Origin of the sequence: Providencia sp. PROV202 (genome assembly GCF_028479565.1) — a bacterium.
In the GTDB taxonomy this organism is placed as follows: Bacteria; Pseudomonadota; Gammaproteobacteria; order Enterobacterales; family Enterobacteriaceae; genus Providencia; species Providencia zhijiangensis.
In genome coordinates this window covers 60,434-72,769 of record NZ_JAMPNV010000001.1, presented here as the reverse complement: position 1 = coordinate 72,769, position 12,336 = coordinate 60,434, and the positions used below count along the sequence as shown (strand labels likewise).

At 40.8% G+C, this 12,336-nt stretch carries 10 protein-coding genes; 5 read left to right on the top strand and 5 right to left on the bottom strand.

All coding sequences use genetic code 11. The annotated features are described in order from the left end of the window. Positions 1–14: 14 nt before the first annotated feature. Both PR799_RS00335 and PR799_RS00330 read right to left on the bottom strand, forming a co-directional pair. Positions 15–1,442: a Na+/H+ antiporter NhaC family protein gene (locus tag PR799_RS00335; protein WP_272520977.1), complete on the bottom strand. Its 1,428-nt coding sequence runs from the start codon at positions 1,440–1,442 to the stop codon at positions 15–17. A gap of 200 nt (positions 1,443–1,642) precedes the next feature. Next, complete coding sequence (locus PR799_RS00330) at positions 1,643–2,185, bottom strand: GNAT family N-acetyltransferase (RefSeq protein WP_272520976.1); 543 nt, start codon at positions 2,183–2,185, stop codon at positions 1,643–1,645. 179 nt (positions 2,186–2,364) lie between these two features. On the opposite strand from PR799_RS00330, the gene PR799_RS00325 reads away from it, so the two are divergent. Beyond that, positions 2,365–3,207, top strand: coding sequence for an AraC family transcriptional regulator (locus tag PR799_RS00325; protein ID WP_154626888.1), 843 nt, complete (start codon positions 2,365–2,367; stop codon positions 3,205–3,207). On the opposite strand, the gene PR799_RS00320 is transcribed toward PR799_RS00325, so the two are convergent. Beyond that, positions 3,204–4,103 carry a LysR family transcriptional regulator gene (locus tag PR799_RS00320; RefSeq protein WP_195848218.1) on the bottom strand — a complete coding sequence of 300 codons (900 nt, stop codon included), beginning with the start codon at positions 4,101–4,103 and terminating at the stop codon, positions 3,204–3,206. The two genes, PR799_RS00325 and PR799_RS00320, sit on opposite strands and share 4 nt — an antisense overlap. Positions 4,104–4,210: 107 nt before the next feature. Here PR799_RS00320 and PR799_RS00315 point away from each other — a divergent pair, with 107 nt between their 5' ends. From PR799_RS00315 to PR799_RS00305, 3 genes are all read left to right on the top strand, one after another. Then, positions 4,211–5,395, top strand: coding sequence for an MFS transporter (locus tag PR799_RS00315; protein ID WP_272520975.1), 1,185 nt, complete (start codon positions 4,211–4,213; stop codon positions 5,393–5,395). A 76-nt stretch (positions 5,396–5,471) separates the two neighbouring features. Continuing rightward, positions 5,472–6,536, top strand: a complete 1,065-nt coding sequence (ada, locus tag PR799_RS00310) for a bifunctional DNA-binding transcriptional regulator/O6-methylguanine-DNA methyltransferase Ada (protein WP_272520974.1) — start codon at positions 5,472–5,474, stop codon at positions 6,534–6,536. 502 nt (positions 6,537–7,038) lie between these two features. Continuing rightward, a complete protein-coding gene (locus tag PR799_RS00305; protein WP_272520973.1) occupies positions 7,039–8,445 on the top strand; it encodes an aminotransferase-like domain-containing protein in 1,407 nt (468 codons plus the stop codon). A gap of 103 nt (positions 8,446–8,548) precedes the next feature. Here the strand turns inward: PR799_RS00305 and ydeE are convergent, their stop codons facing one another. Together ydeE and PR799_RS00295 are read right to left on the bottom strand one after the other, a co-directional pair. Further along, a complete protein-coding gene (gene ydeE, locus PR799_RS00300) occupies positions 8,549–9,736 on the bottom strand; it encodes an efflux MFS transporter YdeE (RefSeq protein ID WP_272520972.1) in 1,188 nt (395 codons plus the stop codon). Positions 9,737–10,002: 266 nt separating this feature from the next. After that, positions 10,003–10,815, bottom strand: a complete 813-nt coding sequence (locus PR799_RS00295; RefSeq protein WP_272520971.1) for a helix-turn-helix transcriptional regulator — start codon at positions 10,813–10,815, stop codon at positions 10,003–10,005. Positions 10,816–10,917: 102 nt separating this feature from the next. Here PR799_RS00295 and PR799_RS00290 point away from each other — a divergent pair, with 102 nt between their 5' ends. Then, entirely contained in the window at positions 10,918–12,327 is a 1,410-nt protein-coding gene (locus tag PR799_RS00290; RefSeq protein WP_272520970.1) for an MFS transporter, read from the top strand. Positions 12,328–12,336 lie beyond the last annotated feature (9 nt).

The window sequence follows — 12,336 nt, the reverse complement described above, 5'->3', positions numbered from 1 at the left end:
TAAATTCCCCTGTATTAATTGGTAAAGCCTAAATAGAGATAAATGGCAAGTACGAAGCTTGCTGTGACTAATGCATAAGGCATTTGAGTACGGATATGTTCAATATGATCACAATCAGTGGCCATAGAGGCAACAATGGCATCTGCAGAAATAGGTGAGGTCATGTCACCGAAAATAGATCCTGAAATGGCTGCGCCAATCATATATTCAATTGGCATACCGACGGATAACCCTAATTGGACACCAATCGGGATCATAATGGCAAAGGTTCCCCATGAGGTGCCCGTAGCCAGCGACATAATGGCGCTAATGATAAAGATAAAACCGATAGAAAAACCGGGTGCCATAATACCTTGGGTAACCTCAGCAATATAGGCGCCAGTATTCAGTTCAGAAGATACATTTCCCATGAGGAAAGCTAAAATCATAATTGAGCTGATTTTTAACATGCTGGCATAGCCAATAAATAGCTCTTTAAAGAAGCTATCAATATTTAATAGCTTTCTTCCGATAAACCAACAAAAAGAAACTGCGGTACCGAACATAACGCCCCAATAAACGGATGTTGAGCCGCTCCCTTTGCTGAAATCACCATCACCTGTGATATATAAGGCAACAGGAACCATTAAAACAGTCGAAAGAATAGGGATGAAAAAGTTCAAGGCTGAATGGGCATTTGGATGTTCAATAATCTCTTCTTCTTCATTTTTAAGCGAAGACTCGGCTAATTTTCCTGCCATGAAATTTTCTTGATATTTCATTTCGGCTTTTTTCATTGGTCCCCACGAAATATTGGTGAACACATAGAATAAAATGGTGGCCAATGATAGCCATGCCATTAAGTTGTAGCCGATAGATTTAATCAAAATATCGAAGGGTTCACCTGAAATAAGACCTTGGGAAATTTGCACACCAATGAGGCCCATAATCACCGCACCCCAACCATTTATAATGGCGGATGAACAAACGGAAACACAGGCTGTTTGAATAAGATAGGACATCTTTTCTGGGGCGACGCCATATTGTCTGGCTAAATTCTTAGTGGATGCTCCCGCGACTAGTTGGTTAATGGAACTTTCAATAAAAATTAAGGCAGTGATGACAATGGCAAGTAATTGTGTCGCCGTTCTATTCTTAATTAATTTTGTTTTATTTGTCAGTAACTGAACTAATGCTCGAACGCCACCTGTGACGACCACTAGGCGCATGATCCCACCAATCATAACCATAAAGACGATGGTGCGAGTATTGCCAGCAGAAGAAAATGTATCGATGATGCCATCCACCGTTCCGCGAATACCGAGTAATACATTGTGGTCATTAATGACGGTAAAACCGACTAAAATACCGAGCATTAATGAAAGCATCACCTGTCGAGTGAGAATAGCCAAAAGGATAGTGACAATTGGCGTAATAATTGTCCAAATACCATAGTCGTGCATGTGTTTACCTTGGATATTTTTATTGTATGACGTGTAGTTTGTAAGTATCAGGAAATCATAGCATTGATGGAAGTGGGCTGTCGGATATTTTCATTATATTGCAGTAGATTGTTACAAAATCCATGCTTAAAGTCAGATAATCTGCAAGATTATGGTATTGAAGGGTACGCTATCTTTGGGAGATAGCGTAATAAGAGAAATTAAACTTGAGATTGCCACTGCTGATAAGTGATACGACTAATTTCTTCTGTCTTTGTCTCGCCAATAAGCTCAATAAATTGTGGGCCTAATGTCGCATAATATTGAAAGCCACATTTTTCTTGAGCAATTTTAGATTGTTGATTGCCTTGGAAATAACCGCACCATAAATTATCCAGTTTGAGATTTTTAAATCCATGTCGCATGATTTCTCTGATTGCTTCAGGAATGAAACCTTTTCCCCAAAATGGTACACCTATCCAATAACTCACTTCTGCATCGTTGTCTCCAATTGGAAAATTACTCTCTTTTCCGATAGATAAACCAATCAAGCCAATAGCTTTATTGTCTTCTTTTAATGCAACGGCAAATACACCATCACGCATGAAAATGGATTGAATAATTTCCGCACTTTCTTCGACACTTTGGTGAGGCGGCCAGCCTGCAATAGGGCCGATGCGTTCGTCTTTTGCATAATGATAAAGGTCTGCCGCGTCAGTAATATTCCAAGGGCGTAAAATCAGCCTTTGTGTATATAGAATCATATTGTTTTCTCTTAATTGCCTTACCTTAATAGTCACGCCTCTTATTTTAGGTATTTATTTGCTTTTTATAATGGTTAAATTTCGGTATTTTGGGTACTTTTGAAAACTAATTTTTGAGAGAAACTGTGTAGAATAGTGCAATAAAGCTAATGCGTGGGTGAAATGTGAAGGTATTAAACATGAAAGAGCTACAGCAGCATCAATCTGTATGGGAAGGGGTAGTCAGCATTGGCTCGACGACACTGGAAGGATGGCAAAATACAGTATTGTCTCCAGACTATGTGACGCTATGTATTTGTAGGCAAGGGGTTGGGATTTTCAATATTAATTTTAAGCGCTATGCCTTACGCAGAAATGAGCTCTTTGTTTTGTATGACGACACTTTTGTTATGCTACAAAAGCGTTCTCGGAATTTTATTATTGATTACATCCATATTGATAAGACGTTTGCCACCGATATCGCATTTGTTTTACCTAATTCATTGTTTGCCTATTTTAATTTTCAACCTCGCTTATCGATGTCATTGGCACAATCCACACTATTTTCACATTGGTATCAGTTATTTTTGTATTACCAACAAGAACGTGCGGAGTATGGAAAATTACAATTACGCCAACATTTACAAAATCTCTTTTTAGAAATTGCAAATCAGGTCGATTATGCCGAATCTCATGCTGTAGATGAGCGTAGCCGTAAATCACAATTATGTTGGCAATTTTGGGCGTTAATAACCCAACATTGTAAACAGCAAAGAGAGGTTAAGTTCTATGCGAATCAACTTGCGATTACACCGTTTTATTTATCGCAAATTGTGAAGGATTTTTTCAATGACCCGCCCAAGGCGCTGATCGATAGGCAAGTGGTTTTAGAAATTAAAGCTCTGTTAGAGAGAGGGACGTTCACCATTCAGGGGATTGCTGATGAATTAAATTTTGAAGATACCTCGTATTTATGCCGCTATTTTAAGCGGCATACTGGCGCGACATTAAGTGAGTTTAGAAAACGAGTAAATAAGAATTAACTCGGATCGATTTTTGTCGAATGTTTTTTAATAAAATCAATAAAACAGCGAAGCCTTGGTGAAACGGCTTGGTTACGATAATAGACAGCATTAATCGGCTGTTTCATTGTTATCGTTTTTTGTTCTAGCACCTTCACAAGCCCGCCATTGGCAAAAGCATCTAAGCTTACAAAATCGGAAGAAGAGAGAATACCCGTTCCTTGTAGCGCTAAATGATGCAGGACTTCGCCGCTGGTACAGGCGATATGGGGGGTAATTTTGAGTAAACTGCCATCGGCGTTTTCGAGTGGCCAATAATTTAATGACTCAGGTGTTGTGAAACCGAGTAAGCAATGCTTATGGAGATCTTCTATCGTTTCCGGTATTCCATATTTTTCTAAGTAAGCGGGGCTAGCAACTAGCCTTTTCTGGGTATAACCCAATAGTGTTGCACTGAGTGAAGAATCCTTTAATGTGCCAATTCTAAACGCCACATCCGTTTTTTTCTCTAATAGGTTTGTCACACCTTCATAGTTATTTATTTCTAACTCAACTTGGGGGTACCGTTCATAAAATAGTGGGATCAGCGGAGCGATAACATGGGTTAAAAACGGGGTAGATGCATCGATGCGTAGCTTACCTGATGGAATCGATTGGCGAGCGGATAGCAAATCCTCGGCCTCTTGAGCTAGTCGAACTATTTCTCGCGCTTTTTGCAAAAATGCAGCACCTTCATCACTGAGTTTGATGGCGCGAGTGGTTCGGTAAAGTAGTGTGGTTTTCACTTTCTCTTCTAAACGCAATAATGCACGACTAACGGTGGATATCGTCATACATTGCTGGTCGGCTGCCGCTGTAATGGAGCCGTAATCGACCACGCTGATAAATGTCTGGAGCTCTTCTAGTGTAATTTTCATTATTGCATTTCTCGCAAAAGTTATTCTCACCATAATGGGTTTTTCAACCTCTTTCAATATGGAAGAATTGCCGCCGGTCAATTGAGATTGGTTTATAAGGTATAAAAATGAGAATAAATACTGCATTGCTCGCGTTATCTGTTGGGGCATTCGCCATTGGTATTACTGAGTTTTCTCCGATGGGAATGCTTCCCTATATCGCTGAAAATCTTAACGAAAGTATTCCTTCTGTTGGCGCGATTGTCGTGATTTATGCGCTGGGGGTGATGATTGGAGCACCGATCATGACGTTATTATTAGTGAGTAAGCGTCCAAAGGTTGCGTTGGTTTTTTTAATGGCTATTTTCACCGTGGGGAATTTATTATCGGGTTTAGCGCCTAACTTGGTGACGCTGTCACTTTCAAGGTTGATTACTAGCCTAAACCACGGTGCATTTTTTGGTTTAGGTGCCATTGTGGCGGCCAGCGTAGTTCCAGCAGGTAAACAAGCGAGTGCGATTGCAGCGATGTTTATGGGGTTGACCATTGCGGGTATTGGTGGAGTGCCATTAGTCACTAAAATAACGCAATTAATCGGCTGGCGTGAGGCATTCTATTTAATTTCGGGTATTGGCTTGCTCACGATCGCCAGTTTAATTTTTGCTATTCCTGCGCATTTACAAGGTAGCCAGGTTAACGTTAAAAATGAATTGCGTATTTTAAGACGCCCATTAGTGATGTTAGGTATGTTATCGACGGTACTCGGAGCAAGTGCAATGTTTACCTTATATACGTTTATAACACCAATGTTGATGAGTTTCATTCAGGCATCAGACCAGACAATTACAATGATGTTAATGGTCATTGGTGTTGGTTTTAGTATCGGTAATTATCTTGGTGGTTATTTTGCGGATAAAAACTTATATCCAACTTTATTAACTTTGTTTGTATTATCGGCAATAAGCATGGTGATGTTCCCGATCATTGCGACAAATATCGCTGGGGCTACCGTGGGTTTATTATTCTGGAGTATTGTTAGTTTTGCACTTGTTCCACCCATTCAAATTTTAGTGATGAATGCGGCCGTTGGCGCACAAGCGCTAGCATCTTCTGTGAATATTGGCGCATTTAATTTGGGAAATGCCATTGGGGCGGCTGTCGGTGCGGCGATTTTATCTCATGGTTACAGCTACACGACGATGAGTTTTATGGGGGCATTATTGGCGATAATCGGGTTTATGGTAATTCTGCTGATCGTACGTCGAAAAAACAGTGAAACACAAACGCAGGAAATGGTTTGTAACGCGAATTAAAAAGCAAGGTTTAGAGTGTTCGGCATATAATAACCAGAGATACTGATCACGGTGAAATCAGTAAAGGGTTAAATATATGTCGACGAAAAATCAATGGGTCACAGATGAGCAGCGCTGGAATGCGCTGAAACTACGAGATAAAGCCGCAGATGGTTATTTTGTGTATGGTGTGAAAACATCGAAACTTTATAACCATCCATCCGCTGCGGGACGATTACCGAAGAGAGATAATGTGCTGTTTTTTGATAATGAAGAGCAAGCGATAAAACAGGGGTTTCATTCGGGAAAACGTCGTCGTCATGAAATGTCACAGCAAGCTCAGTTTTATCAAGAAAAAATTGAGCTTGCTTGTCGGTATATTGAGCAAAACACCCAGAAATATACATTGGCTGAGTTAGCTGATTATGTCGGAATAAGCCCGTTTCATTTTCATCGATTATTTAAATTACAAACTGGGTTAACGCCTAAAGCCTATCGTGATGCTCATCTTCATCAGAAAGTACAAGCACAATTACAGGAAAATGAGCGGATCACTGATGCCATTTATGATGCGGGTTTTCATTCGAACAGTCGTTTTTATGAAACGGCAAATTCGCGATTGGGCATGACGCCGACGGCATGGAAATCCGGTGGTGAAGGGAGCCAAATCTATTTTGCGCTGGCGGTCTGTTCGCTTGGAAATGTACTTGTTGCACAAAGTCCGATAGGCATTTGTGCAATTTTATTCGGCGATGACCCTGAGCAATTACTAAATAACTTACAAGATAAATTTCCCCATGCTCAGTTAATTGGTGGAAATAAAGCATTCGACCAAGTGGTTTCTAAAGTCATTGGGTTTATTGAAGCTCCGGAAATAGGTTTTGACCTTCCTTTGGATATTCGAGGAACTGCATTTCAGCAACGAGTGTGGCAAGTGTTAAGAAACATTCCTGCAGGGAAAACGGTGAGCTATCGTGAAATTGCAGAAAAGATGGGGGCACCTAAATCGTTTAGAGCTGTGGCGAATGCATGTGGTGCGAATATGCTAGCGGTGGCAATCCCATGCCATCGAGTGGTGAGAACGGATGGTGGATTATCGGGATATCGCTGGGGGATCGATCGCAAGCGCGCATTATTGCTAAAAGAATCAGCGAAAAAATAATAAAGCCTGTTTTGAAAAAGAATAAAGCTGCGCCAAGATTGCTATTGTCGCAGCAATTTTTAATATAAAAAGCATATATATTCTCTAATTAGATAGTTTATTTTGAAGTGAAATTATCTTTTGCTATTTATTATAGTGTGCAGTTTCTGTTTTATATCCTTCAAAAATTAATTTAATTAAAATCGTTTTGGTTTTTTTAAATATACCCTTAGATTTTTTGGTTTTTATATCTTTCATATTTTTTCCTTATAAATAATGATGTTATCCACCGAAATATGAAGGTGATGGGTTGAACTAATATAAATTTCGGGTATGGTTTGCCCTTTATGTTTTTTTCATATTCCATAAATAAAATCCTATTGCTGTATTTTGTTTATTTAGCTTCGCATGAGTAATTGACTTAAAAAAGTGACAGATTGACTTTTTTGTAAAATACAGATCATCTCGGCGAAATCTGTATTACATTACAGATACGGGATTCGATCTTAAGGAAATGAGTGCGATGCTCTATAAACAAATAGCCCAAATGCTGCAGAGCAAAATCCATCGAGGGGAATTTCTTGGTGGGGAGAAAATGCCGTCGGTACGTGATATTAGTCGCTGCCATGATGTGAGCATCACCACGGCTCAACTGGCTTATCGTGAACTGGAACGGTGTCAGCTCATTTATGCAGTACCGAAATCGGGTTATTTTGTGATCCCTGAAAAGGCCACAGCACCATTGCCTAAAGTGGCTAACTATATTCAAAAGCCTGTTCATATTGATAAATGGAACCCGACGATGGACTTCCTGCGTGTTGAAGAGCGTGCAGGAGTCACATCATTATCGTGTGCGGTACCTAATATTGCAGATAAAACCTTAGAACCGCTATGGCAAGAAATGAACATGGTGGCACGACGTCGTAATCCGCTAACACTTGAGTATGATAGCTTACAAGGGTTAGCAGCAGTCAGGGAGCAAATCTATCATGTGTCCGATTATCGTCAGTCATTTACCCCCGATGATATCGTGACAACTACCAGTGCCCATCAATCACTTTCTATTGCAATTCAAGCATGTACACAAGCTAATGATGTGGTTGCTGTTGAATCACCGACGTTTCCTGGATTATTGCAAACGCTTTATGGGCTGGGCCGTAAAATCATCGAAATTCCCGTTGATCCCCAAACAGGGATTAACTTGGATAGGTTAGAAGAAGCTTTCCAATGTTGGCAGGTCAAAGCGGTGGTGGTCACGCCGACGTGCAATAACCCGATGGGCAGTATTATGCCGGAAAAGAATAAGCAAAGGTTGCTCGAGATGACTAATCGATATCAAGGTACAGTTATCGAGAATGATTGCCTAGCACCTCTTGCTTATGCCTATCCGCGACCGTCAACGATCCAATCTCTGGATACCGAAGGTCATGTGATTCTGTGCAGTTCATTTTCTAAAACCGTTGCACCGGGAACACGGACGGGGTGGATCATCCCCGGTAAATACAAAGAGAAAGTTATGCACTTAAAATACTTATCGCATTGTTCTGGCGAAGTTTTTATGCAGCAAGTGATGAGTAATTTCTTAAAAGAAGGGCACTATTTTTTGCATTTACGCCGAATGCGTCAGCAATATCGTGAATTACAGTGCCAATATCGCGAATTAGTTGAAACACATTTTCCTGCTAATACTCGAATTTCTCGCCCTCAAGGTGGATTTTCATTATGGGTCGAGCATCCTGCCACAGATACGTCGAAATTGATGGAGATTTTGCATCGCAATAAAGTGACGGTATTGACGGGTGCCCACTTTGCTACAGGCGATTGTTACCCAAACCATCTGCGTATTAACTATGCTTTAGAACTGATCCCAAGACGGCGCAACGCGATAAAAATTCTCGGGGAAACTTTAAAAATGAGCATGCTGAAATAGGGCGGAAATAAAAAAAAGAAACCCGCTAATGTTAGGCATTAGCGGGCAATTAAACATAAGGAAGATCACTTGGACTGCAGGTCACGTTTATCGCAATGATTATTTATAATGCGAGAGTTTGTTTATTTTTAATTCGCATGCCGTTAAGCATACTTAACCATGCCAGCACTGTCACCACCATTAAGATAATAAAGATAAAATACGGAGGAAGTTCAGTCAGAACGAAACCCGTCATCATTGGGTTAAATGCCCCGCCAAGTAACCCCAACGCTTGAGCAGAAAAATAGCTGGATTTCATGCCTTCTGGGGCAATGCTGTCAATTAACATATATTCGCCTGGCGCGTAAATCAGTTCACCCAAAGTGAAGATAAATGAGCCTAGCGCCCATAAGTAGAGGTTATCTCCAGATCCCATAAAGACCGCTAATCCCCCTAAAAAGAATATGCTACCAATGGTCATTAAGCGTCTTAAATTATCCTGCGTAATGCGTTTGCCAACCGTGTATTGCAATGTAACAACGACGACGGCGTTGACGGGTAAAATCACGCCAATCACCGCTTGTGCAAAATCACTGTTAGCTACAGTGATCACATATTGGGAGATCCACGTGGTAAAAGAGCCAAATACAAGTGAACCAAGAAAAGTGGAGAGAATAAACCAAGCCAATGCACGGTCGTGGAGCATTGCTTTGGGGTTCCACACTCGAGGTTGACCATCAACATGGCTAGCAGGTTTGGTGCTTTGAACAAACCGCTGGATAAAAAAGATTGGGGCGGCGGCGGAAACTGCTGCTAGCCAAAAAGGTAAATTAATGCTGTACATTAATAACCATGTGCCCATTGGTGGCCCGACCGTCCAACCGATATTAATAAAGGTGTAATTGAGCGAAAATACTTTAGTCTTTAAGGATAATGACAACGTATCTGCAAAATAGCCTTTTAAAACAGTCGAAAAAACCGAATAAGAGCAGTTAATTAGTGAGAAAAATATAATCACCAATAGTGCATTGTTCATGAGCGGAATTGCGATAAATCCACAAATGAAGGCGATCACGGCAATAAGCATGCAGCGTTTTTTGTCGACTTTATCCGCCAACATGCCAAATCCCATACTGAATAACACACCGACCGTTAAGGCGATAGTCATAGCAACACCGACGATATCGATCGCCATATGGTATTGGCGTGTCAGATAGATCGCCATAAATGGTAATGTGGCACCGCGCCCGATGGTTAATAGCAGCGAAGACGCGAGCAGGGCAGTATTCGAGATATTGGACTTAGAAAACATGGCTCACGACCTAGGAGTACATTGTTGTTATAAAAATGGTTGTTATAAAAACGATAGCTATAAAAACGATTGTTATAAAAATGTTTTATGTAATTTTGTTATATAAAATACATAAAATTACGGCACTAAGAAACGGGTTATTAGGGAGGGAAATCAAAACAATATTTTGATCATGCTATTGTGCCATTGCCAACCAATTATCTGGCTAAAGATAGCGACGGAACAGATAGTAGAGTTATCTGCTATCAGCTTAACTGCATAAAAAATCAATTAATTATTGACTCATCATCCGATTTAATTGGCATATAAACCAAGAGTCGGTTGCCTTTCTCAATATCAAAAGTCAGCGAGGTGTAATCATATTGCTGAGCGCGACCTTGATAAATAATATCTCGGACTCCAGTACACGGCTGGTAAATCTCATGGCGATGCCATAAATCATAGAATGTCGATGATTCTGTACTTAACGTTTCAATGAGTTTTTTAATATTAGGATCGTGTTTGGTGCGTGCATAATCTCGGCGGAAACTGGCTAATAGTTGCTGTGCGACCTGTGACCAGTTTGCAAATCGCTCTTGATAACGCGGATCCATAAACAATAAATACAAAAAATTACGGTAGTAAGGTTCGGCTTCTGAGAAATGGAAATGTTCGTCTGCTTGTGAGTTATAGGCCAATACATCCCAGTGCAGATTGAGCACATAGCATAAATAGTGACTCGGAAAATCTGCGATTAATCGTGAAATTGCAGGAGGAACCGTATGCTCAGTATTCGCTGAAGCTCTTGGTTCACGGTTTTGAGTAAGCAGATACAAATGCTGGCGTTCTGCGCTATTCAAACGTAATGCCTGAGAAAGGCTGTCTAAAAATTGATTAGAAACGCCAATTTCACGCCCTTGTTCTAGCCACGTATACCAAGTTAGCCCAACTCCCGCTAATGCAGCGACTTCTTCTCGGCGTAATCCTGGAGTACGGCGGCGCGTGGAGCAGGGCAAACCTACCTGTTCTGGCGATACGCTTTCACGTTTGTTTTTTAAAAAATTGGCAAGTTCAGGGCGAGTTCGTTGTCTATTTTTCATAGCCTAATACTTTTAGTAATAGTATAAATGGTTAAATTGTAACAGGATAATAGGTTGATTATAGTCCTCATTTATTCATCTGTATTGGTTAATGAGTGTACTATGAATCAACAACAAAAAGCGGCATTAGGTGTTTTATTATTGGCCGGGTTTGTCACCATATTTGACCTGTTTGTGGTGAATGTCGCCATCGTGAGTATCGAGAAATCGTTAAATGCTAATTTGACAGAATTAACGCTAATTATTGTCGGTTATGAGCTAGCTTTCGGTTTATTGCTGATCACAGGGGGACGACTGGGAGATGTTTTTGGTAAGCGAACGCTATATCGGGTTGGAATGTTTTGGTTTGTATTTTCATCATTATTATGTGCGCTTGCACCGACTGCCACATTGCTCGTTGTCGCTCGTCTTATTCAAGGATTATCTGCCGCGCTACTTTTCCCGCAGGTGTATTCCAGTATTCGGATTAACTTTACAGAATACCAAGCTAAAAAAGCGTTTGGTTATTTAGGCATGACATTAGGTTTAGCTGCAATTGCGGGGCAGGCATTGGGTGGTTGGTTAATTACGCTTGATCTTTTTGGGCTAGGATGGCGAACTATTTTTCTGGTTAACTTACCGATTGGCGTTATTGCATTAGGGTTTTCCCGTTATTTACTCGAAGGGGATAAACTGCAAGTTAATCTTGATTGGTTAGGTGTGCTGTTATCCAGTGTTGGCATTGGTTGTGGATTATTGCCGTTTTTAATGTTGCCAGTATGGGGCTGGAATATGATGAGTAGCGGGTTATTCGCTGTGGGTTGTTTGGTTTTAGGCGGCTTTGTTTATTACGAAATTGAGCGAGAAAAACGCCAATTAACACCTTTATTCAGTATGCGAATTTTGCTCAATATACCTTTTATTATTGGGCTAATGGTCGTCATGAGTGTGTATGCAACATCATCAGCATTTCCTTTGTTACTCTCTATTCTGCTGCAAAATGGGTTTGGCTTAACGCCTCTTATTGCCGGATTGGTGTTTGTTCCTTCCAGCATTGGATTCGTTGTATCGTCTTTTTTGACACCCAAATGGGTTTACCGTTGGGGAGATAAAACCCTGTTATGGGGAGCTATCCTGTATGGGGCAAGCTATCTTTTGTTAATCGTCGCGTTAAGTGGTGGCCAACTTGGTACCGGAGTTTGGGCGTTATCCCCCATTTTATGTGCGATTGGCTTTACTCAAGGCATGATCATGACACCGATGCTTAATTTGGTTCTTTCCAAAGTGTCTCACAGGGAAACGGGAATGGCATCAGGTTTGACGGCTACATTACAGCAAGTAGGCGCAGCCGTTGGTGCGACGGTCGCTTCGGTGATCTTACAGTATGGATTGATTCATTTCGAAGATGGAAATTCTCTGGAAACTTTACGTCAAGCAACATGTTTAAGCTTGGGTTTCAATGTGGTAATGGCGATATGTGCTGCGTTGTTGCTGAAATGGTTGGTTACGAAAGCGAACTTTAAACCCTGTTGAATCATTAAA